General features: G+C 60.2%; 23 protein-coding genes. 15 read left to right on the forward strand and 8 right to left on the reverse strand.

Annotation, left to right across the window (positions count from 1 at the left end):
* Positions 1–396: 396 nt before the first annotated feature.
* The gene (locus tag MD273_RS14765; protein ID WP_239038568.1) at positions 397–990 is read left to right on the forward strand and encodes a phenylacetic acid degradation protein PaaY; all 594 of its coding nucleotides are present in this window, start codon (positions 397–399) and stop codon (positions 988–990) included.
* A gap of 46 nt (positions 991–1,036) precedes the next feature.
* Here MD273_RS14765 and MD273_RS14770 read toward each other — a convergent pair whose 3' ends face one another.
* From MD273_RS14770 to MD273_RS14780, 3 genes are all read right to left on the reverse strand, one after another.
* Complete coding sequence (locus MD273_RS14770) at positions 1,037–1,936, reverse strand: haloalkane dehalogenase (RefSeq protein ID WP_239038569.1); 900 nt, start codon at positions 1,934–1,936, stop codon at positions 1,037–1,039.
* 122 nt (positions 1,937–2,058) lie between these two features.
* The gene (locus MD273_RS14775) at positions 2,059–2,307 is read right to left on the reverse strand and encodes a hypothetical protein (protein ID WP_239038570.1); all 249 of its coding nucleotides are present in this window, start codon (positions 2,305–2,307) and stop codon (positions 2,059–2,061) included.
* Positions 2,308–2,384: 77 nt separating this feature from the next.
* A complete protein-coding gene (locus MD273_RS14780) occupies positions 2,385–2,738 on the reverse strand; it encodes a hypothetical protein (protein WP_239038571.1) in 354 nt (117 codons plus the stop codon).
* 147 nt (positions 2,739–2,885) lie between these two features.
* Between MD273_RS14780 and MD273_RS14785 the strand changes: the two genes are divergently transcribed.
* Positions 2,886–4,007, forward strand: coding sequence for an AI-2E family transporter (locus tag MD273_RS14785; protein WP_239038572.1), 1,122 nt, complete (start codon positions 2,886–2,888; stop codon positions 4,005–4,007).
* A 99-nt stretch (positions 4,008–4,106) separates the two neighbouring features.
* Positions 4,107–4,520: a peptidoglycan-binding domain-containing protein gene (locus MD273_RS14790; protein ID WP_239038573.1), complete on the forward strand. Its 414-nt coding sequence runs from the start codon at positions 4,107–4,109 to the stop codon at positions 4,518–4,520.
* A 78-nt stretch (positions 4,521–4,598) separates the two neighbouring features.
* On the opposite strand, the gene ilvD is transcribed toward MD273_RS14790, so the two are convergent.
* Positions 4,599–6,434 (reverse strand): dihydroxy-acid dehydratase, encoded by a 1,836-nt coding sequence (gene ilvD / locus MD273_RS14795; RefSeq protein ID WP_239038574.1) that lies wholly within the window; start codon positions 6,432–6,434, stop codon positions 4,599–4,601.
* A gap of 161 nt (positions 6,435–6,595) precedes the next feature.
* On the opposite strand from ilvD, the gene MD273_RS14800 reads away from it, so the two are divergent.
* Both MD273_RS14800 and MD273_RS14805 read left to right on the forward strand, forming a co-directional pair.
* A complete protein-coding gene (locus MD273_RS14800; protein ID WP_239038575.1) occupies positions 6,596–7,852 on the forward strand; it encodes an HDOD domain-containing protein in 1,257 nt (418 codons plus the stop codon).
* 11 nt (positions 7,853–7,863) lie between these two features.
* Complete coding sequence (locus MD273_RS14805; RefSeq protein WP_239038576.1) at positions 7,864–8,442, forward strand: LON peptidase substrate-binding domain-containing protein; 579 nt, start codon at positions 7,864–7,866, stop codon at positions 8,440–8,442.
* On the opposite strand, the gene MD273_RS14810 is transcribed toward MD273_RS14805, so the two are convergent.
* Genes MD273_RS14810 through MD273_RS14820 form a run of 3 tightly spaced genes read right to left on the reverse strand, consistent with a single transcriptional unit; the run spans position 8,399 to position 11,915 of the window.
* Positions 8,399–9,910: a bifunctional DedA family/phosphatase PAP2 family protein gene (locus MD273_RS14810; protein WP_239038577.1), complete on the reverse strand. Its 1,512-nt coding sequence runs from the start codon at positions 9,908–9,910 to the stop codon at positions 8,399–8,401. The genes MD273_RS14805 and MD273_RS14810 overlap by 44 nt on opposite strands.
* Entirely contained in the window at positions 9,907–10,905 is a 999-nt protein-coding gene (locus MD273_RS14815; protein WP_239038578.1) for a GGDEF domain-containing protein, read from the reverse strand. Before MD273_RS14815 ends, MD273_RS14810 begins: the two co-directional genes overlap by 4 nt.
* A complete protein-coding gene (locus MD273_RS14820; RefSeq protein WP_239038579.1) occupies positions 10,902–11,915 on the reverse strand; it encodes a GGDEF domain-containing protein in 1,014 nt (337 codons plus the stop codon). Before MD273_RS14820 ends, MD273_RS14815 begins: the two co-directional genes overlap by 4 nt.
* Positions 11,916–12,075: 160 nt before the next feature.
* Here MD273_RS14820 and MD273_RS14825 point away from each other — a divergent pair, with 160 nt between their 5' ends.
* From MD273_RS14825 to lipB, 10 genes are all read left to right on the forward strand, one after another.
* Positions 12,076–13,332, forward strand: a complete 1,257-nt coding sequence (locus tag MD273_RS14825; protein WP_502846065.1) for a glutamate-5-semialdehyde dehydrogenase — start codon at positions 12,076–12,078, stop codon at positions 13,330–13,332.
* 5 nt (positions 13,333–13,337) lie between these two features.
* A complete protein-coding gene (gene nadD, locus MD273_RS14830) occupies positions 13,338–13,988 on the forward strand; it encodes a nicotinate-nucleotide adenylyltransferase (protein WP_239038581.1) in 651 nt (216 codons plus the stop codon).
* Between the two features lie 70 nt (positions 13,989–14,058).
* Positions 14,059–14,409 (forward strand): ribosome silencing factor, encoded by a 351-nt coding sequence (rsfS, locus tag MD273_RS14835; RefSeq protein ID WP_239038582.1) that lies wholly within the window; start codon positions 14,059–14,061, stop codon positions 14,407–14,409.
* Positions 14,410–14,411: 2 nt separating this feature from the next.
* Positions 14,412–14,882 carry a 23S rRNA (pseudouridine(1915)-N(3))-methyltransferase RlmH gene (gene rlmH, locus MD273_RS14840; RefSeq protein ID WP_239038583.1) on the forward strand — a complete coding sequence of 157 codons (471 nt, stop codon included), beginning with the start codon at positions 14,412–14,414 and terminating at the stop codon, positions 14,880–14,882.
* A 9-nt stretch (positions 14,883–14,891) separates the two neighbouring features.
* A complete protein-coding gene (mrdA, locus tag MD273_RS14845; protein WP_239038584.1) occupies positions 14,892–16,787 on the forward strand; it encodes a penicillin-binding protein 2 in 1,896 nt (631 codons plus the stop codon).
* A complete protein-coding gene (gene rodA / locus MD273_RS14850; protein ID WP_239038585.1) occupies positions 16,787–17,929 on the forward strand; it encodes a rod shape-determining protein RodA in 1,143 nt (380 codons plus the stop codon). The genes mrdA and rodA overlap by 1 nt, the downstream gene beginning before the upstream one ends.
* A gap of 122 nt (positions 17,930–18,051) precedes the next feature.
* Positions 18,052–18,930, forward strand: a complete 879-nt coding sequence (locus tag MD273_RS14855) for a septal ring lytic transglycosylase RlpA family protein (protein WP_239038832.1) — start codon at positions 18,052–18,054, stop codon at positions 18,928–18,930.
* A gap of 43 nt (positions 18,931–18,973) precedes the next feature.
* Positions 18,974–20,140, forward strand: a complete 1,167-nt coding sequence (locus tag MD273_RS14860) for a D-alanyl-D-alanine carboxypeptidase family protein (RefSeq protein ID WP_239038586.1) — start codon at positions 18,974–18,976, stop codon at positions 20,138–20,140.
* A gap of 31 nt (positions 20,141–20,171) precedes the next feature.
* Positions 20,172–20,441 (forward strand): HP0495 family protein, encoded by a 270-nt coding sequence (locus MD273_RS14865; RefSeq protein ID WP_239038587.1) that lies wholly within the window; start codon positions 20,172–20,174, stop codon positions 20,439–20,441.
* Positions 20,442–20,446: 5 nt separating this feature from the next.
* Positions 20,447–21,085 (forward strand): lipoyl(octanoyl) transferase LipB, encoded by a 639-nt coding sequence (gene lipB / locus MD273_RS14870; protein WP_239038588.1) that lies wholly within the window; start codon positions 20,447–20,449, stop codon positions 21,083–21,085.
* Between the two features lie 6 nt (positions 21,086–21,091).
* Here lipB and MD273_RS14875 read toward each other — a convergent pair whose 3' ends face one another.
* Positions 21,092–22,174 (reverse strand): GGDEF domain-containing protein, encoded by a 1,083-nt coding sequence (locus MD273_RS14875; RefSeq protein ID WP_239038589.1) that lies wholly within the window; start codon positions 22,172–22,174, stop codon positions 21,092–21,094.
* Positions 22,175–22,400 lie beyond the last annotated feature (226 nt).

Genomic DNA, 22,400 nt, shown 5'->3' on the forward strand with positions numbered 1-22,400 from the left:
AATCCGGTGCGACTTTGTTTTTGTCTCATCATTTGCCGGCTTGGCCGATCAGATTCCGGGCGCTGCATACCCTGGTCTTTCTGGTCTGTCAGGGTCGAATGCGTGAATGAGTATATCTCAGAATTGATACCCGTCAAGGATCCATGGTATCGACTTCTGTATCACTTTGGCATTCTGGGGGTTTGTTGCCTGTTTATCTTGATGAAAATAAAGAAAAATAAATTCGAGTATTGAGTTTTTTATAGCCGTTCAGAAGGCAATTGATCGTTGTTAAGCCTCCCGGGGACATGAAATTCCACACAAAAACGGATAATGTGATACGGAAAATGAATCACAATAATCGTTTTGGGTTCCATAAGGCTTCGTGCCGCAACCCCCTGCCAACAGGAGAAAGTTATGCCCGTATACAGCATTGAAGGTGTTGTCCCGGTTGTCCACCCGACCGCTTATGTTCACCCGAGCGCCGTTCTGATTGGTGACGTCTGGATCGGACCGGATTGCTATGTGGGGCCGGCGGCCTGTCTGCGGGGGGATTTTGGCCGTGTTGTCCTCAAGGAAGGTTCCAACATTCAGGACACCTGCGTGATGCACGCCTTCCCGGGCATGGACACGGTGATCGAAAAGAACGGCCACGTGGGGCACGGTGCGATCCTGCACGGGTGCATTGTGGGTGAAGACGCGATGGTTGGAATGAATGCGGTGGTCATGGACGAGGCGCATATTGCGCCCCGTTCGATTGTCGGCGCCGGCGCCCTGGTCAAGGCCAAATTCCAGTGCGAGCCGGCATCCCTGATCGTCGGATCGCCGGCGAAGGTACTGCGAACCCTGAGCGACAAGGAAGTGGCCTGGAAGAAGAAGGGCACCGAAGAGTATCAGCGCCTGACGCGCCGCTCACTCGACAGTCTGGTGGAATGTCAGCCCCTGGAAGAGGGGGAGCCCGACCGTCCGCGGGTAGACGCCGGCCAGTACCAGCCGAAACACCAGTCCTGACCCCTGAGCCTCCGGGGGCTTCGGAGTAAGGCAACGAAATGGCGGCTCAGGCCGCCATTTCCGATTTCAGGGCATCAATAATGATGCGTGCGAAATCCTCCGGGGAATCTTCCTGCAGGAAATGCCCGCCCCGCAGGGTAATGTGCGGTTGGCCGTGAGCGCCGGGGATCCTGCGCTGCATGTAACGGTCCTCGCCGCGGGTAATGGGGTCTCCGCTGCTGAAGCAGGTTATAAACGGTTTGCGCCATTTCTTCAGAACTTTCCAGGTCGCCCGGTTGGCCAGTCCGGCCGGGTCATCCCGGGATACCGGAACCAGCCTGGGGAACGCGCGGGCACCGGCCTTGTACTTCGTCGAGGGAAAAGGTGCCTCGTAGGCCGCTTGTTCGGCTCTGCTCAGGGTTCGTTCCGTGCCCAGCTGTACAATGCGCCCGACAGGAAGCCAGGGGCTGTGGGTGACAAAGGTTTTCCAGAGGGAGAACATGGCCGGTGCACGGGTGTTTCCGGTCGGCAACATGCCGTTACCGACAATGATGCAGCGGATCCGATGGGAATGCTCGGCCGCCAGGCGGAGTCCCAGCAAAGACCCCCAGTTCTGGCACACCAAGGTGATGTCCTTGAGGTCCAGCTGTTCGATCCATTCCGTCAGCCACGCCATGTGCCGGTCGTAGCTGTAGTCCGCCATGTCTGCCGGCTTGTCCGATTTACCAAACCCGATAAGATCCGGGGCCAGTGCCCGGTGGCCGGCAGCGGCGATCGGCGGGATCATGTGACGGTACAGATAGGACCAGGATGGCTCTCCGTGCAGCATCAGTACCGGTGAAGCGCCGCGGGGGCCTTCATCGACGTAGTGCATTCTCAGGTTGGGCTCTACGTCGAGGTAATTGGGGGCAAAAGGGTAATCCGGCAGACCCTGAAAGCGGGCTTCGTCGGTTCTCAGAATACGCATGCCATCGACTGTCCTGACTGATAGGTTGCGTAATTGCCGTTATGACAATCCTCGCAAATCAGGATAAATCAGATGGCTGTTTCATGTGTTTGAGTTGCGTAACAGTGCGTATCCCGTTTGCTTCAGCAGGCCAGGTCCAGCAAGAGGTCGGGGTTTTCGATCTCTGTCATGGCGTCGTCACAGCAGTTCACGGCACCGCAATCGTCCGCCGGACACAAGGCCAGAACCTGACACTGGATGTCCTGCTGGTTCTCGCCTTCGTTGCGGAACATCCGGGCACGGGAAAGAATGGATCGACAATGGCCGCAAAGCAGGGTCGGTACAGCGCTGCCAACGGCGAGAATGGCGTTGTAATGGGTCTGTTCAGTCATAAATATCCTCCTGATAGGTTCAGACTAGGGCCGCAGTGTGACAATACAGCGTCGGCCTTTCGCTGAGGTTTCCGTCTCTATACGGATCCTTTATCCGGATCGACCACCGGCCGGCGATTGGAGCGCTTGTCTTCCCAGTCAAGCTCCTTCGGATCGTACCAGCCGATGGCATTGAGTACTTTCTGGCGGGTACGCGGGGAGAGCGTGGGCCAAAGCTCCTGGAAGTCGTCCAGGCCCTGTTCCCGCTGCTTCTGCTGTTTGCTCTGCAGTCGGTTGATGATCTTCGGGAGCTGCAGAGCCTCCCCGAGCTGGCCGGGTACCAACACCTCCTGCCCCATCACCTTACGGCGATGAGTCCTTGTCGCCAGCACACGCTGGAGTTCCGTCGCAGCTTCAAGCGCCGTTTCGGTGGTAAAGGTTTCCAGTTCCAATAATGTGACTCGTTTGTCGGTTAAGCCATAACCGATCACTATAACCTGAAGCAGGCTACAGTGGCCATGTCATCGTGGTAGGCTATCGGGCCGGAGTGGCCGGACAGACACCCGGTCACCGTTCACAGCTTTGGGAAGACCTGACCTATGTACGCAAAACTTGAAACACGGACTTTTCTGGCCTTGCTGGTTGGCGTTTCCCTCGCGTTCGTGTTTCTGATGAAGCCTTTCTTCGGTCCCATTTTCTGGGCCGTGGCGATCGCGCTCATCTTCCATCCGGTCCAGAACCTGCTGGTCCGCTGGCTGGGAGAGCGACCAAACACCAATGCCCTGATCACTCTGGTGTTCTGCATGGTGATCGTGGTCATTCCGGTGCTGGTACTGGTGACGTCTCTGGTTGCCCAGGGCGTGGATCTCTACCAGCAGATCCAGCGCGGGGAGATCCGGCCGGGCGAATATATCGATCAGGTCAACAAGTCGTTTCCGGCGATTCAGGCCTTCCTCGCCCAGTTTGACATCAGCTTTACCGAATTGCGGGACCGTGCCGTCAGCCTGTTCGTCGGTGGCAGTCAGTTCCTGGCCAAACAAGCTCTGGGAATCGGCCAGAATACCTTCCAGTTCTTCATGGGCCTCGCGCTGATGGTGTACCTGGCGTTTTTCCTGCTCCGGGATGGTCACTCCCTGGTTGAGCTGATTATCCGGGCGCTGCCGTTGGGCGATGAACGCGAGCGCCTGCTGTTTGCCAAGTTTGCCGAGGTCACCCGCGCAACGGTCAAGGGGAACCTGCTGATTGCCATTATCCAGGGTGCCCTCGGCGGGTTGATCTTCTGGATTCTCGGGATTTCCGGTGCGCTCCTGTGGGGCGTGGTCATGGCAATTGTGTCCCTGCTGCCGGCGGTGGGGGCTGCTCTCGTATGGGTACCGGCGGCCATATACCTGGCCGCAGTCGGGGATGTGGTCCCGGCCATTGTCCTGACCGTGTTCGGCGTAGTGGTGATTGGTCTTGCCGATAACCTGTTGAGGCCACTTCTGGTCGGTCGGGATACCAAGTTGCCGGATTACGTGGTGTTGCTTTCAACCCTGGGCGGCATTGTCATGTTTGGTATCAACGGATTTGTGATGGGGCCCCTGGTCGCGGCCCTGTTCATGGCCTTCTGGGGCATTTTTATCCGGGAATTCGGGCACGAGGCGCAAACAGTCCGGCATCCGGGAACCGGGCCGGAATCGGAAGATGAGAACCGCGGCAACCGCCCCGAAAGCAAACTGTGATACGGTATTCAGTGTTTGCCCCAGCCTGTGGAGATTGGCACCACATAACAAGAAAAGACCGATGCCGCAAAGGCATCAGGAGTATGGCAGGTGAGTACCATGAAGAAAACGACCCGTTCTCTTGGTCGCCTTCTGGCTGCAGCCGGTGTGGCGGCTACGCTGGGCCTTGCGCCGGTGGCCCACGCAGATGAAACCGTGGCAGTGAAAAACGCCCTGTACGGTGCCGGATATAACATCACTAATGTGAGACCGGGTATGGACGACGAGACCCGCGCCGCATTGACCAAGTTCCAGAAAGATCATGGTCTCCAGGCCACCGGTGCTCTGAATGAAGAAACCAAAAAGGCACTCGGCATGATAACCGTTCAGGCAGCCGCCGCGGCGCCTGCTCAGGGCGGGGCGCCGGCTACGACTGAAGCCCCGGAGAATGGTGCTTCAACCCAGTCTGCCGGGGAGTCCGCTGACAAGGACGCTATCGAGGAAGATGACGACGGCGGCTGGTCACTCTGGTAGCGCTACCGCTTCACCGTTCCACAAAAAAGCCCGCCGGATTGATGCCTGACGGGCTTTTCTGTTTCTGGGCGGAAGAGGTCAGTCGAGTTTTTCCAGATCCCGGACCGCGCCCTTGTCGGCACTGGTAGCCAGCAGGGCGTAGGCCTTGAGCGCTGCCGACACCTTTCGGTCACGCGGCAGATCCGGTTTCCAGCCCTTGGCATCACGGGCTTCCCGGCGCCGGTCAAGCTCCTGCTGGTCCAGCTGGACGTTGATAGAGCGGTTGGGAATGTCGATCAGGATGGTATCGCCATTCTCGATCAGGCCGATCTCGCCACCGGCTGCCGCTTCCGGGGAGGCGTGCCCGATCGAGAGGCCCGACGTACCGCCGGAAAAACGGCCGTCCGTCAGCAGGGCACAGTCCTTGCCCAGACCTTTGGACTTCAGGTAACTGGTGGGGTAGAGCATTTCCTGCATGCCCGGTCCGCCCCGGGGACCTTCGTAACGAATGATGACGACCTCACCGGGTTTGACCTCGTCACCGAGGATGCCTGCCACTGCGGAGTCCTGACTCTCGAACACTCGCGCCTTGCCTTCGAACACGTAGATACTCTCGTCCACCCCGGCGGTCTTTACCACGCAGCCGTCGCGGGCGATGTTGCCGTAGAGTACGGCCAGCCCGCCTTCGGTAGAATAGGCGCTGGCGACCGAGCGGATGCAACCGGACTCGCGGTCGCCGTCCAGGCTTGGCCAGCGGGTGCTCTGGCTGAAGGCTGTCTGGGTGGGAATGCCAGCCGGACCAGCCTTGTAGAACTCCACCACTTCCGGCGTCGGTGAGCGCATGATGTCCCAGGTTTCCAGGGCTTCTTTCATGGTCTTGCTGTGAACAGTGGGGAGTTCGGTGTTGATCAGGTTGCCCCGTGCCAGCTCACCGAGAATACCCATGATGCCGCCGGCACGGTGGACGTCTTCCATATGGTATTTAGGTGAGTTCGGCGCCACCTTGCACAGCTGGGGGACGTGACGCGACAGCCGGTCGATGTCGGCCATGGTGAAATTCACGCCGCCTTCCTGGGCTGCAGCCAGCAGGTGCAGAATGGTGTTGGTGGACCCGCCCATGGCGATGTCCATGGTCATGGCATTCTCGAAGGCCGCCTGGGAGCCGATGCTGCGGGGCAGCACGCTGGCGTCGTTGTCCTCGTAGTAGCGCCGGGCATTTTCCACGATCTGGCGTCCGGCCTTCAGGAACAGCTGTTCGCGGTCAGCATGGGTGGCCAACAGTGAGCCGTTGCCCGGCAGGGCCAGGCCGATGGCCTCGGTCAGGCAGTTCATGGAGTTGGCGGTGAACATGCCGGAGCAGGAGCCGCAGGTCGGACAGGCACTGCGCTCATACTCTTCCACCTGCTCGTCGCTGGCGTTCGGGTCCGCGGCGATGACCATGGCATCCACCAGGTCCAGCTTGTGCTCGGAAAGCTTGGTCTTGCCGGCCTCCATGGGCCCGCCGGAAACAAAAATGGCCGGGATGTTGAGACGCATGGCGGCCATCAGCATGCCCGGGGTGATCTTGTCGCAGTTGGAAATGCACACCAGGGCGTCGGCGCAGTGGGCATTGACCATGTACTCCACCGAATCGGCGATGATCTCCCGGGAAGGCAGGGAGTAGAGCATGCCGTCATGCCCCATGGCGATGCCGTCGTCCACGGCAATCGTGTTGAACTCCTTGGCGACACCGCCGGCCGCCTCGATCTCGCGGCAAACCAGCTGCCCCAGATCTTTCAGGTGCACATGGCCGGGTACGAACTGGGTGAAGGAGTTGGCCACCGCGATGATGGGTTTGCCGAAATCCTCGTTTTTCATACCGGTAGCGCGCCAGAGGGCGCGGGCACCGGCCATATTACGGCCGGCTGTGGAGGTCCGCGAACGATACTGAGGCATGTGTTCTGATCTCTCTCTTGTTGCCTGACAAATTCGGTAAAAAACAGAGGATACCAGATTAGGCCCGGGGCGCATGGTTGTTTTTGCCACTCCCGATGACTATAAGAAAGGCATGGACCGGAAGTTTGTTGCGTTCTGCTGAGCGGAGAAGGAGTTCGTCTATGGCTGGCCGGGAACGCCTGCCTCTGCGTCGTCTGAGAAGCTTCGATCCCCTGAACCGCCTGACGGCGGACCAGCTGGTTCTGCTGGTCAACCGAGCTGAGCGTCGTTGCCACAGTCCGGGCCAAACCGTGATTGAACAGGGGGCACGGGATGGTCTGGATTTTTTTCTGGTCAGCGGCGCTGTGGAGCTCCACGCCAAGGACGGCCGGAAGTCCGTCATAGAGGCTGAGACGGAGCAGGCCAGGAATCCCATTGCGCGACTGCAGCCGCGCATGTACGAGGTGGTTGCTGTCAGGCCCAGTGAATTCCTGGTGGTCGAACAGGACATACTCAACGACTTTCTGAATTCGGCGCCGGTCAGTCAGGTCGAAATGGACCCGTCGGGAGAGTGGGTGGCTTCGGACAGCGTCGAGCACCGACTCCGGATGGAGTTCAATTCGGAGCTCCGGTCCAACCATATCCGGTTGCCCAGCGTGCCGGATATGGCCTGGAAAGTTCGACGCACAGCCGCGAGGGAAGGGCTATCGGGAAAGAAATTGGCCCGGGCGATAACCGCTGACCCGGCGATGGTTGGCAAGCTGCTGCGGGCCTGCAGCAGCCCTCTGTACCGCGAACCGGGAGCCGTTCGTAGTGTCCATGAAGCGGTCGACCGGCTCGGACCGGGCACCACACGGCAACTGGTGTCAGAGTTTGCGCTCAGGGAGGTGTTCAGAAGCCGGCAGATGAGCTTGCAGAGAGAGATGGTAAAAGCCTGTCAGCAATCCCGGGAAGTGGCGGCGTTGTCCTGGCTGATCGCCAGCCAGATCGGTGGCGTGGATCCTGACGAGGCGGAGCTGGCCGGGTTGCTGCACAATATCGGAGTTGTGCCCTTACTGGTTCTGGCCGAGCACCACCCGGGCCTGTGGTCCAGTGAAGCCAGTCTCCGGTCTGTTGCCGGGTCATTGCGGCCGGAGTTCGGGGCCGCACTGCTGGAAAGCTGGGCGTGTCCGCGAGATCTGCTCGAGGCTGTGAGCCATGCCGGGGACTGGCATTATGAGAGCCCCGAGACAGGCCCGCAGCTGGTGGATGTGGTGATCACTGCCCGGTTGCATTCAATGATCAGCTCAAGCCAGAATGGCGAGCTTTCCGCCCCGAACCAGGTGCCTGCTGTGTGGCGACTGGGTGGGCCGGAGCCCGGTGCCTCCCGGAGCCAGGAGCTTCTTGCCGAAGCCAGGGCCAGGGTAGGGCAAACAGAACAATTGCTCTCGACTCGATGATCGATCCAATCATGCATGTCCCCCTTTTCCCTCTCAACTCCATTGTCCTGCCCCGGGGACGCATCCCGCTCCAGCTGTTTGAGCCCCGCTACATCGATATGCTCACCCGTTGTCTCAAGGAGGACCGTGGTTTTGTTGTGGTGCTGCTGAGAGATGGCGAAGAAACCAGCCCGGTCGCGCGTTTTTACGATATCGGTACTTATGTTCGGATCATCGATTTCCAGCAGCTCCAGAACGGGCTGCTGGGTATTACTGTTGAGGGTGAAGCCAAAGTGTCCGTGGTTCGTAGCTGGCAACAGGATGACGGGTTGAATGTGGGGGATGTGGAGTGTCTGCTCGAGGAGGCCCGGAGCGAGTTGCCGGATCGTTACGGTGAGCTGTCATCGGTTCTGCAGGCTTTGTTCAGGCACCCTGTCATCCGCGACCTGGCGATGGAGGTCGATTACGGCGACGCCCGCGAAGTGGGCTGGCGGTTGACGGAACTCCTGCCACTGGATAAACAGGAAAAACAGCGACTGGTTGAGCTTCAGGATCCTCTGGAGCGGCTCAATCGACTGCAGGGACTGCTGGAGGCACTGGAAGAAGGCTAGGTTGTTTCTGTTCCGTGGCCGCAGGCTCCCTGGCATAGGCCTCCAGGGCCCCGGGCAGGCGTTCGTATAGGTAGCCGATCGTAATCAGGGCCCAGAGCAGCAGGGCCGCCAGGGTAAAGCCATCGGTATGGATCGGGACCCGGTCGTATCGGCTGTAGCTGGCCCGCACCAGGCCGGTAATCGCCAATCCCAACAGGATGCCCCCGATTATATCCGTAAACCAATGCACTCCCAGGTAAAGACGGCTGACCGCTACCGGCACCAGGGGCAGTGAAAACAGCACATAGGCCTGCCAGCGTTTTCGATGGCGGGTTTCGCCAGCAACGAAACTGGCCAGCATGGTGACAAACACGGTTATGCCCGCGCTGTGGCCGCTGGGGAAGGCGCCGGAGGAAGGCGGCCGGAAGACCTGATCCGGGCGCGGAATGGCAAGAGTCGATTTCAGTAGCCAGACAAGGATCAGGGTCAGGCCTGCAGCGAGCACTATGTGCATTGCCGCGGCGTAGTAGCCCCGGAACGCGAGAGCGAGGACCGCCAGGAGCGCAGCGGTAAACAATACCCAGGGGTCCCCGATCAGGGTAAAGACCGTGGCCGGGCCATCGAGCAAGGGCTGTCGAAGCTGGCGGAACCACTCGAGGGTCAACTGGTTGAAGGGCTCCAGCACACCGTGAACGGTCAGTTGCCCCCAGATCAGCAGAAGTCCGGAGGCGGCAACAGCCATAAGCATGGAGGCAAGCGGAAACTCGCCTTCCCTGGCGGGTCGGTCGTTGGTGTACAGGCGCCAGAACCGATGTGAGAGCTCGTATTGCCGCATCCGGCGTTCGAACCATCGGTAAGTCCGGCTGCCCTCGCCCAATCCCATCTGGAAGCGAACCATGATGAGATAGACCACGAACAATGCCGCCAGGCTGACTCCCGTGACTGCATAAAAGTGTGCAGGAGGCCGGATTTCACTTTGCAGGGCGCTACCGACCAGAAAGCCCGGCAGAATATAGGCGGGTGCCCAGCCGATGGCCGAGGCAATATTGAAACCCAGGAACCGTCGCCAGGGCATCAACAGGGCGCCGGCGATCATTGGAATGATAGGACGGATAGGGCCGATAAAGCGCCCGATGACAACGCTCTTGCCGCCGTGCCGGTGGAAAAAGGCTTCTCCCTTGTTAATCAGCACCGGGTATCGGCTCAGGGGCCATACTGATGTGAGCCGGCCCTGCAGTTGGCGGCCAAGGGCAAAGCTGACACTGTCACCGGCCACGGCTCCCAGTCCCGCCCAGACCAGGGCTTCGGTCAGGGGCATGCCGGATTTGCCCGCCAGCGCGGCAACGGCAAACAGGATGGCAACGCCGGGGACAATGATGCCGGCGATCGCGAGGGATTCGATGAATGCGGTCAGAAACAGTGCCGCGGCCAACAGCCCGGGATTGGCTGATAGCCATGCCGTCAGCTCCGTTAGCCAGGCGCTACTCATGCCTCGATGGTCTCTCCCGGGCTGAACCACGCCGAATCGGCGCCCCGTTTACGCGCCTCTTCGAGGGCCTGTCGGGCACGTTTGCGCAACGTGTCGGTTCGGGTGTCGCCGTTGCCGCGGTTAGTGCAGCCAAGGCTGACCGTTGCCTTGCCGACCACCGGCCAGTGGTGCTCGGCAATATTCCTCCGGATGCGCTCCGCGATGACCCGGACACCTTCCTCCGGCGTGAACGGAAGTACCAGGAAAAACTCTGCATTATCAAGTGTATAAAGGGTGTCGCCGGCCCGGATGACGCCAAACAGATGCTGGGTCATGTCGCGGAATACGGTCTGGATCGCGTCCTCGCCATGGAGGTCCCTGGCCTCATCCACGTAGTCGAGTCCGAGATGGATAACCGACAGCGGGTGGCCGGTGGCGATTGCCCGGCTGATTTCCTTTTGCAGGGTCTCGTCCAGGAAGCGGGCATTGTGGGCGCCGGTAATGGGATCCGTTATTGCCAGGTCCTCTGCGGACTGGGCCATATGGCCGTAGTGCCAGGTGTAGAGCGCGGTAACGGCAAGCAGGATCAGCAGCCCTGTGGTAATGGTCACGGCTTCACTGGCCGGATGCTTCAGGAACAGGGTTATCCCGAGTGGCACCAGCAGTAACAGTGACAACCCGATGCCCTGGCGGAGGGGCAGGATGAGCAGGTTGAGGACAAGTAACGGCATGGCCCAGTGGCTGATGCCCGGCCCTTCCATTGTAATCAGCGCCGCAACCAGACCGCTGTTCAGCCCGGACAGGATGATCAGGTGGCCGGGTGCAGAGAGCTGATGTCTGCGATTGATGATCGTGTAGACCAGCCCCGTGGTGGTGAGAATGGCCATACCGGCGGCCAGGTAAAACAGATCATAGAAACCATAGCGCAGGTTCTGTCCTGCCAGGCTGGTAATGAACACGGTGGCCAGCACATAGCCGGCACTGTGGGTCCAGGTCCTCAGGCGGGTCTCGGTCATGACGCTGGACGCTCCTGCCCGGTCATGCCCTGGCCCTGCTGTGACCAGGCGCTATAGACCTGGGTTCGGTTGCCGCCCTGCTGTTGGGCCCTGCGCAGGGCGTGCGCAGCACTTTGCTGCAGGCTGTCCGCGTCGTCTCCGATGTTGAGTCCGGCAATGCCGGTGCTGACGGTCAGGCCCATTCCGTGGGATTCGAGCAGGGTTTGCAGGCCGGTGCGGATGGTTTCGGCCCGGCCAAGCGCATTATTGGTGCCGATGCCGGGCAGGATGACCAGAAACTGCAGGTCTGCCACCCGGTAATAGGTGTCGAAGTCACGTAACTGGGAATGCAGGTACCGGCCAATGCGGGGCAGGATCGAGCGGATATCCTCGTCCCGTTCGTTGTCACTCAGGTGAGTGTCCAGTCCGATCATGATGACGGACATATCCGTGCCTTCCCGTTCGCTGCGTTGTATCTCCTTGTGCAGATCGGCGGAAAGGTATTCCCGACTGGCGGCCTGGGTCAGCTCATCCGTGCGTCGCAAGGGCGCAAGCTGGCGGCTCTTGTACTCACGGAGAAATACCAGCAGTGCGGACAGCAACAGCGTCAGCAAAAATGCACTGATCATCTGGTGCCGGTCGGGCAGGCCTGTTGCCCACCAGACACCGGCCATGGCGAGAACAGTCACAACCAGCACCAGTGCCATGGCTGCTGCAGGCGGAAAAAGGGAGAAAGCGGCCAGCGGGACGGCATAGAGCCAGTGGGTGAGGGCCCACGGGCCCAATACGAAGCCGCTGAGCAGCAGCATTACAAGGGCAAGGAAAAACAGTCGCTGAATCAGGGGCCAGGGTTGCCTGGCGCGGTTCGTGTGGAACGTCCGGCCGCTGATCACAACGCCGGCGGCGGCAGCGGCAACTGCCGTTAACAGGGGCTGCCCGAGCAGGGCGCCCAGCAGGGTAATGGCAATAAAAGCCACAAACCCGGCTCGCGACAGTTTGGTCAGCAGGAATCTATCGGCCGTCTGGGCCATGGTGTGTCCTTCCTCTCCCGGGCATCCATTAATCAGAGGCGTCTTAAGTATGAATCATAGCGCAGCGGTATAATATCGGTTTGGGATGCGTACTTGAAACGGGAAAGGTAAAGTTAGGCCCTTATTCCTGAAAATGACTGACAAGGTGCAAGGAAACGGGATGGATATAGCAGCATACATGGCCGAGGTCGGCCAGCAGGCGCGAGCGGCTGCCACGCAGGTAGCCCGGTCAACCACGGCCACGCGCAACCAGGCTTTGCTGGCCACTGCGGAGGCCCTTGATGCCGCTCGCAATGAACTGGCGGTTGCCAACAGCAAGGATCTGGAAAAAGGGCGTGAGAACGGTCTGGATGCCGCCATGCTGGACCGGCTGGAGCTGACACCCCAGCGAATCGATACCATGATCGAGGGATTGAAGCAGGTGGCTTCGTTGCCGGACCCGATCGGTGAGATCACCGGGATGACCTATCGCCCGTCCGGAATTCAGGTTGGCAAGATGCGGGTCCCGCTTGGCGTTATTGGCATCATCTACGAGTCCCGTCCCAACGTGACCGTGGAAGCAGCCAGCCTTTGCCTGAAATCGGGCAATGCCACCATCCTTCGGGGTGGTTCCGAGGCGATTCACTCCAATCAGGCTATTGCCGCCTGCCTGGCTCAGGGCCTGGCGGCTGCCGGCCTGCCTGAAGCCGCTGTGCAGGTAGTCAGGACCACAGATCGTGCGGCGGTCGGTGAGTTGATCACCATGCCCCGCTATGTCGACGTGATCGTGCCCCGGGGTGGCAAGGGCCTGATCGAACGCATCAGCCGGGATGCACGGGTACCGGTTATCAAGCATCTGGACGGCGTATGCCATGTCTACATCGACAGCCATGCCGACCCGGAAAAAGCGCTGAAAGTGGCAGTCAACGCCAAGACTCAGCGCTACGGCACCTGCAACACCATGGAAACCCTGCTGGTGGACCGGGAGGTGGCGTCCGATATTCTGCCTCTGCTGGCGTCTGCGTTCGAGGAAAAGGGTGTGGAGCTGCGCGGCTGTCCCGAAACCCGCGAGATCGTTCCCGGCGCGGGTGAAGCTACCGAAGCGGACTGGGGGGAAGAGTACCTGGCGCCGATCCTGGCGGTTCGTGTGGTGGAAGGGCTCGACGGGGCCATTGAGCACATCAATCGCTACAGCTCTCAGCATACCGACAGCATCATCACGGAAAACTATACCCGGGCCCGCCGGTTCATCACCGAGGTGGACTCCAGTTCGGTGATGGTGAACGCATCCACCCGTTTTGCCGACGGTTTTGAGTACGGACTCGGTGCGGAGATCGGGATTTCCACCGACAAGATCCATGCCCGCGGTCCGGTGGGGCTGGAGGGGCTGACCTCCCAGAAGTACGTTGTGTTTGGCGACGGTCACATCCGGACCTGATGCCGATGCATGTGATCTACGGGGGCACTTTCGACCCCATCCATCACGGCCACCTGCGCCTGGCGGTCGAGTTGTGCGATCGCCTTGAGGTCGCTCGGGTCAGTCTGGTGCCGTGCCATATCCCCCCGCATCGGGGGGATACAGGCGCCAGCGCGTCACAGCGGCTGAAGCTGATGGAGCTGGCAGTGCGGGGCGAGCCCCGGTTGCATATTGACGACCGGGAACTGCGTCGTGCCGGGGCTTCCTACACCGCCGATACTCTCCGTCAGCTGCGGGAAGAGCTGGGGCCGGATCATCCCCTGGTGATGGTGGTGGGTACCGACGCCTTCGCCGGCTTCGATCGCTGGCGGGAGTGGGAGCGCATACCTGAACTGGGCCACATCGTGGTGGTGCGCCGTCCGGGCCCCGCACTGGATCCCGGGAGCGCTCCCGCCATGCTGCTGGCGAGCAGGGGGGTGGAGGAGGCCGCGAGTCTGCGGCATTCGCCCGCCGGGTGCGTGCTGGAGCTGGATCCGCCGCTGCTGGATATCTCCGCCACCGGAATCCGGGACCGGATTGCCGACGGTCGATCCCCCCGTTACCTGATTCCCGATTCGGTCTGGGACGAAATACGCCGTCAGGGGCTTTATGGTGCCTGCCCTGACGGGAACTTTTAGTGCTACAATCGCGTCTGAGTATGACTATTCGGGCCGCCAATCCGGCTGAAGCCCGTACAACAGGGTAATTATGCAGGCTGAAGAACTGAAAGATCTGGTTGTCAAAGCACTTGAAGAGGTAAAAGCACAGGATGTCAGTGTGATCGACGTGCGCGACCGTACCAGCGTTACGGATTTCATGGTACTGGCCTCCGGTACATCAAACCGTCATGTAAAGTCCCTCGCTGATTCCGTGGTGATCGAAGCCAAGGAACAGGGAGTGCGCGCCAGTAATGTCGAGGGCGCCACTGCCAGTGACTGGATACTGGTAGACCTCGGCGATGTTGTGGTTCATGTCATGATGCCCGCTACCCGCGAGTTCTATGATCTGGAGCGATTCTGGCGCGACGCACCGAATCTGGGTGTCGCGGGCAGCGAATAACCATGCGGTTACGTCTGATCTGTGTGGGGCAAAAAATGCCCGACTGGGTCAGTGCCGGTTACAGCGACTATGCCCGTCGGATGCCCCCGGAACTTCCCCTGGAACTGGTCGAGATCCCCATGGCACACCGGGGCAAGAATCCCGATATTCCCCGGCTGATGCAGAAGGAAAGCGACGCCATTCTGGCGGCGACCGGCCCCAGGGATCGTGTTGTTGCCCTGGAAGTCGGCGGCCGGCCCTGGTCTACCGAGAAGCTTGCCAGCCAGCTTGAAAACTGGCAGCAGGACGGTCGTGACGTCAGTTTCCTCGTTGGTGGTCCGGACGGCCTGGCGGACGCCTGTCGCCAGCGGGCGGACCAGCAATGGTCGCTGTCGCCACTGACGCTTCCTCATCCGCTGGTGCGAATTGTGCTGGCGGAACAGCTCTACCGGGCCTGGTCGATCACCCGCAACCACCCGTATCACCGAGCCTAGGGGGCTGTCATGCCGTGGGGTGAATTCAAGGATACCGCCGCCGAACGTCGGTTGTTCCAGCGCCGCACCGTGGTGATGCTGGTGTTCGTCATCGTGATGCTGGGGGGCCTGCTGGGCCGTATGTATCAGCTGCAGGTGGTCGAGCATGAGACCTACACCACGATCTCCGACAAGAACCGGGTGCAGGTGCAGTCGGTGCCGCCACCCCGCGGGCTGATCTATGACCGCAATGGCGAACTGCTTGCCGAAAACCGCCCGGTGTTCAGTGTCACCCTGGTCCCCGAGCGCGTGGACGGGATGGATGAGACCCTCATCCAGCTGGGCGGCATCCTGGATATCTCCGAGCAGGATCTCGAACGTTTTCACCGCCGCCTGCAAGAACCCCGGCGTCCTTTCCAGGAGATTCCGCTGCGGTACGATCTGACCGAGCAGGAAATTGCCCGGCTGGCAGTCCATCGCCATGAGTTGCCCGGTGTTGAAGTCAAGGCGGAACTGGTCCGTTACTACCCGCATAGTGAACTCACCGCCCACGTGCTTGGCTACGTCGGACGTATCAACCGGGAGGAGTTGCAGCGGATCGATCCGGTCAACTACGCCGGAACCAACTATATCGGCAAGTCCGGGGTCGAGCGCTTCTATGAGGAAACCCTGCACGGCGCCGTTGGTTATCAACATGTGGAAACCAATGCCCGTGGCCGGACACTGCGCGTGCTTGAGCGTGAAAATCCGGTACCGGGAGAAGACCTGAAATTGCACCTGGATCTTCGGCTGCAGCAGCGGGCGCACGAACTGCTGGATGGCCGGCGGGGCGCAGTGATCGCCATTGAGCCCAAAAGCGGGGGTATCCTGGCCCTTGCCAGTGTGCCGGGTTTCGATACCAACAAGTTTGTGACCGGCATCAGCGTGGACGATTATCGTGCCCTGAGCCAGAGCAAGGACAAACCCCTGTTCAACCGGGCCCTGCGTGGACAGTACCCGCCGGGTTCCACCCTCAAGCCGATGCTGGCCATAGCAGCGCTGGACAGCGGTGCTACAACCCGCGATTACACGATCTGGGATCCGGGCTATTTTCGCTTGAATGAAGGTGGCCGGTTGTGGCGCGACTGGAAACGGTCCGGCCATGGTTGGGTCGATCTCAAGGACGCCGTTGCCGAGTCCTGCGACATCTATTTCTACGAGATGGCCGTTGAGATGGGGGTCGACACCATGTCGAGCTACCTTTCCAGTTTCGGTTTTGGCGAGGACGCCGCTCTCGACGTGTCCGGCGCACTGAGTGGATTGCTGCCCTCCAGGGAGTGGAAGCGTGGCATTCACAACCAGCCGTGGTATCCGGGTGACTCGGTTAACCTTGGCATCGGTCAGGGGTTCATGCTGGCAACGCCTCTGCAACTGGCCACGGCCACTGCCCTCATTGCCAACCGGGGCACCTGGGTTGAGCCGCGCCTGCTGAGGGACGTGATCGGTGATGACAGGGTTGACGATGTCCTCCCCGAAGAGACCCACGAGCCGCTCAAACTGAAGAACCCCTCTGATTGGGAGTACGTGGTCGAGAGCATGGCGGAAGTCATGCACGGTGCAAAGGGAACGGCCCGGCGGGCAGGCAGCAACGCCCCCTACCGGATGGCGGGCAAGACCGGCACTGCGCAGGTATTCAGTCTGGCGGAGGACGAGGAGTACGACGCCGAAGAAATCCGGGAGCGTCTCAGGGACCATGCATTGTTCGTCGGTTTTGCGCCGGTTGAAGATCCGAAGATCGTGGTTTCTGTCATCGTCGAGAATGGCGGTAGCGGCAGTGGCACAGCGGCACCGGTCGCTCGTGCGCTTTTCGATGCCTGGTTGCTGGAGTTTTCCGGCGGCCGTGAAGGAGATCTGGTAAGCCAGTCGTCTGCAGGAGGAGTGGAGTAATGGCCCTGAAGGATCTGGTGGACCCGGCTGCGTCAGGTCCGTTCGCGCGTTCCCGGGGCGTCTGGTCTGCCCTGCACCTGGACCCGGTCCTTCTTTTGTTGCTGTTGCTTCTGGTGTCCGGCGGTCTGTTCGTATTGTACAGCGGTGCCGACCGCAACATTGAGGTGGTCAAGGCCCAGGGTATCCGCCTGGGAGTCGCCTTCGTGGTGATGTTTGTCTTCGCCCAGCTGGATCCTGCCGTATTCCGCCGCTGGGCACCCTGGCTCTATGCCGTGGGGCTGGTTGGTCTGGCCGCGGTTCTGGTTGTGGGGGTCGGTGCCAAAGGGGCCCAACGCTGGCTGGCACTGCCCGGTCTGCCGAGGTTTCAGCCCTCGGAAATCATGAAACTGGTCGTCCCCATGATGGCTGCCTGGTATCTTTCCCGGCACTTTTTGCCGCCTCGTCTGTCTCAGGTCGCCGTGGGGCTGGCCATCGTGCTGGTTCCCATGGTGATGATCATCCAGCAGCCGGATCTGGGGACGTCCCTTCTGGTGGGGATGGCAGGCCTGTTCGTGGTCTTCTTTGCCGGAATGAGCTGGAAGTTGATCGCCGCCTTTGTGGCCATGGCCTCCGTTTCGGCGCCCCTGATGTGGTTTTTTGTGATGCGGGAGTACCAGAAGCAAAGGGTGCTTACCTTGCTGGATCCGCAGAGTGATCCTCTCGGGGCCGGCTGGAACATCATCCAGTCCAAGACCGCCATCGGCTCAGGGGGCATCGACGGCAAGGGGTGGCTTCAGGGGACCCAGTCACACCTGGAATTCCTGCCGGAGAGCCACACCGACTTTATCGTGGCAGTACTGGCCGAGGAGTTCGGCTTTGTCGGAATGCTGGTTCTGTTGATGGTCTACTTTCTGATCATCTTGCGCTGCCTGTACATTGCTGCGACGGCACAGGATTCGTTTAGCCGCCTGCTGGCAGGAGCCTTGACCATGACCTTCTTCATCTACATTTTTGTGAATGTGGGTATGGTCAGCGGATTGTTGCCGGTGGTGGGTGTGCCTCTGCCCCTGATCAGTTACGGTGGTACCTCGAGCGTAACGCTGATGGCCGCGTTCGGGGTGTTGATGTCGATCCACACCCACCGCAGGATGATCAGTGCATGATCAACCATTGAGAGCGGGTAATGGTGAATCCGCAGGATAACCCGCTACAATGACTGAGAGCCGTCGGGTTTGAACAGGGCGGGTAAAGAAAAGAGGATGTCTGGACCGTGAAGACGAGGTTTATGTTTACATGGTGGCTCACTGCCTCCGCCATGCTGATCCTGGCTGGCTGTGCCTCGTCACCCGAGACCGATCATTCTTCCCGCTATACCCTGAGTCAGGACCGGGCCCCGGCCGGCGATTTTGATGTCTCCGGGCTCGAAGATGCGCAGCCCCGGTATGAAGCACCCAGAGCCGCCGGCAACAAATCGCCCTATACGGTCTGGGGCAAGAGCTACCGGGTTCTGGGAAGCAATGAAGGTTATGTCGCCACCGGCACCGCCAGTTGGTATGGCGAGAAGTTTCACGGCCACAAGACTTCCAATGGTGAAACCTTCGACATGTACGAAATGTCTGCGGCTCACAAATCCCTGAGGATTCCCGGCTATGCCCGGGTCACGAATCTCGACAACGGCCGGTCGGTCATTGTCCGGGTGAATGATCGTGGGCCTTTCCATGGCGACCGTCTCATCGATCTGTCCTACGCGGCCGCCAAGAAACTTGGATATCAGGCCAGAGGCACGGCAAGGGTTGAGGTGGCGGCGATTACGGTCAGACCGGATGGCTCCATGACCCTGGCCGGCGAGCCGTTTGTCCCTGGTGACCGGGGCACCCTGGTAGCTTCGGGCGTGGCGGCGGATACCGACGTTGGCAGCGGCGCCCGTGGCCTCTTCGTCCAGTTGGGGTCTTTCAGCAGCCGGGATCCGGCGGAGGCCCTGCTGAACCGGGCCCGATCGGTGCTGGAGAACCCCATGCGGGTTCGCGCTATTGATACCCAGTCGGGGCGCTTTCACCGGGTACAGGTCGGACCTTTCCGGGACGAGGCCACCGCCCGGCGTACCCAGAGCCTGTTGGAGGCGCGGGGCTTTTCGCAGTCGGTCCTGCTGACCGATTCACACTGAGCATTTTCAAAACCAGAAACACATCTGACGAATGAATGGACCCATGGCCATAACAACCGCTTTACGTTCCCTTGCTGTCATCCTTGTCCTTGCCCTGGCCCTGGCCGGAAAGGCAATGGCCCAGTCGGTGCTGATACCCTCGCCGCCGCAGATTGCGGGCACTTCCTATGTGCTGATGGACCCGAAGAGCGGGAGCATCATCATGGATGAGAACAGTCACGAGCGCCTGCCGCCGGCCAGCCTGACGAAGATGATGACGGCCTACATCGTGGAGCGTGAGCTCGACGAGGGCAGGCTTTCCATGTCCGACATGGTGCCCATCAGTGTGAAGGCCTGGAAAACAGAAGGGTCGCGCACCTTCGTGCGCGAGGGGACCTCGGTCTCCGTCGAAACCCTGCTCAAGGGCGTGATCATCCAGTCCGGCAACGATGCCTCTGTGGCGCTGGCCGAGTTCATCGCCGGCAGCGAAGATGCGTTCGTGGATATCATGAATCAGCAAGCTCAGCTGCTCGGCATGAAGGATACCAACTTTGCCAATGCCACCGGGCTGCCGGCGGAGGACCATTACTCCACCGCGTATGACCTGGCGCTGTTGGCGCGGGCGATCATCAATGATTACCCCGAGAACTATCCCCTGTATGCCGAAAAGCATTTTACCTACAACAACATCCGGCAGCCGAACCGAAACAGCCTGCTGTGGCGCGATGACAGTGTCGACGGCCTTAAAACAGGCCATACCGAAGAGGCCGGCTATTGTCTCGTTGCCTCCGCCAAGCGCGATGACACCCGGTTTATTGCTGTTGTGATGGGAACGAGGAGCGCCGAGGCCAGAGCCCAGGAAGTTCAGAAGATGCTGAATTATGGCTTCCGTTACTATGAGAGCGAGCGGTTGTTCCGCACCGGCCAGGAACTCATGGAAGCCCGTATCTGGGGTGGGCAGGCCGATCAGGTCTCGGTCGGGCTGACCGAAGATGTGTTCGTGACCATCCCACGGGGATCACGCAACCAGCTGGAATCCACCGTAGACCTTGATTCTGTAATCAAAGCACCCATTAATGTTGGCGACGAGCTGGGTCGGGTCAAGGTCAGTCTGAACGGGACAGTGCTGGTGGATGAGCCGGTACTGGCGCTGAACGAGGTGCCCGAGGGTGGATTGTTCAAGCGCCTCTGGGATGCGATCAAGCTCTTTTTCGTCCAATTGTTTCAGTAAGGGTGATGACAGTACCCGGGAGTAATGCGGCATGAGTGAGCCGAAAGCACCAAAAATCGAATTCCCCTGCGATTACGTGATCAAGGTCATCGGTAACGCCGCACCGGATTTCACCGATTTCGTCGTGGAAGTGGTGGAGTGCCACGCGCCCGGGATCACCGAGGCGGACATTTCCGTCACCGAGAGCAGCAAAGGTCGTTTTTCCTCGGTCCAGCTGAAAATAGTGGCGACCGGTGAGGAACAACTCAAGGCGTTGTTCGAGGAACTGAAGGCCAGCGGCCGGGTTCACATGGTGCTCTGACGTCCATGGCCGAATTGATCGTCCGTTCCCTTGGGGAGCAGCCCTACCTCGAAACCTGGGAAGCCATGAAACGTTTCACGGCGGATCGGGATGAGACGACTGTGGATGAACTGTGGTGCCTGGAGCACCCCAGGGTGTTTACCCAGGGGCAGGCGGGGAAGGCCGAGCATATCCTTTTGCCCGGTGATATTCCGGTCATACAGGTGGACCGGGGTGGCCAGGTAACCTATCACGGGCCCGGCCAGTTGGTGATTTACCTTCTGATTGATCTGCCGCGCAAAAAACTGGGTGTCCGGGGCCTCGTGGATCAGATCGAGCAGGGCATCGTCCGTACCCTGGCAGATCTGGGTGTTGAAGCGGCACCACGCCCCGATGCGCCGGGCGTGTACGTCGGAGATGCCAAGATCGCCTCGCTGGGCCTCCGGGTGCGGCGCGGGTGCTCGTTCCATGGCCTTGCCCTGAATGTTGATATGGACATGGAGCCTTTCAGCCGTATCAACCCCTGCGGATATGCCGGCATGCCCATGTGCCAGGTGGGGGATTTTGTGTCCGGTGCCACGGTGGCCGACATCCAGCAGCGCCTGGTTGATCATCTTGTTGCCGGCCTCGATTACCCTCGGGTACATCACCACCAGGGCTGGTGACCGACGTCAGGTCGTCGCGGCACAGGCCTGGTTACGGCCCGAACTCTTTGCGGCATAGAGGGCCTCGTCGGCGCGCTGCAACAGTCGGTCAATAGATTCTGCGCCGGCAATGGTGGCCGCACCGATGCTGATCGTTGCCCTGAGTTGTCGTCTATCCACGTCGACCGAGCCTGCCTCGACAGCCGCACGAATGCGCCGGGCGGTCTTCAGGGCTTCTTCCGCCCCCGTCTCGGGTAAGAGTACAAGATACTCCTCGCCGCCCCACCTCGCCGCTGTATCGACTTTCCGGCATTGGTCCCGCAGGATGCGGGCGACCATTCTGATCAGTTCATCGCCCGCATGGTGACCGTAGTGGTCATTGATAGCCTTGAACAGATCGATATCCATCAACATCACCGAGAATGGCCGTCCCGTGCGCAGGAAACGCTGGTACTCGGCATCCAGTTGCTCCAGCGCCTCCCGCCGGTTGGCAAGACCGGTCAACGCATCGTGCTTGGCGGCGAATTCGAACTCTGACGCCAGTTTGAGCAGGCGAAGTTTGCTGCGACGCCGGCTCTGGTCAAGGATGTAACAGGTAACCATTTCAAAGCCGAGTACGATGACCATCGAGATCCGGAAACTTGCACTGTAGGGCGGCTCGAAGATCAGATCACCTACGGGGCTGAAAAGGAGGATGAGCGCGGCCAGACCGCCGGCGCAGGCGATGATGCCCACCCGGGCCTGGCTGATATAGAAAATCACGGGTGGATAGGCGAATAGCCAGATGATTGCCGAGCCATCCTCGACTGCCTGGATCACCAGAAAGGTAAACAATGCGGTAATCAGGCTGATAAAGCCGCGGCGGTGAAGGGTCTGGTGCCGGATTCCGAGATAGACCAGGGAATTCAGTCCCAATAGCGCTGCGAAGGTCACCAGAAGCGGTGCGGTGAGGGGATTCTCCGCCGTGCTGGCGGCTCTTCCGGCAAAGAACAGCAGGATGGGTACCGCAGCAGCGGTGAGCCAGTTGATCAGGAGCGGAACCGGAATCTCACCTTGCACGCGAAACTGGGACAGCTCGGTATCCGGGGTCTTGGCAGCCGTTTGCGTCATTTGAGTCTTGTTCTTGTGTTTTACTGAGCCTGATGCTGCCTGACATACTAGACCGTATTCACGGTCAGGACTGTAGAAAAACGTAAACAGGGACCGCAGGCGCAGTGAAATCGGAATCCTCGGTCCGGCATTGGCCGACAGGCCGGGAAAACGGAGTCGAATCGGTGAGGATAGGATTCCACTGTATCCGTATAATGGAATGAACCGCTGACCTACAGCTCAAATT

Origin of the sequence: Marinobacter sp. C7 (assembly GCF_022343555.1) — a bacterium.
Lineage (GTDB): Bacteria > Pseudomonadota > Gammaproteobacteria > Pseudomonadales > Oleiphilaceae > Marinobacter.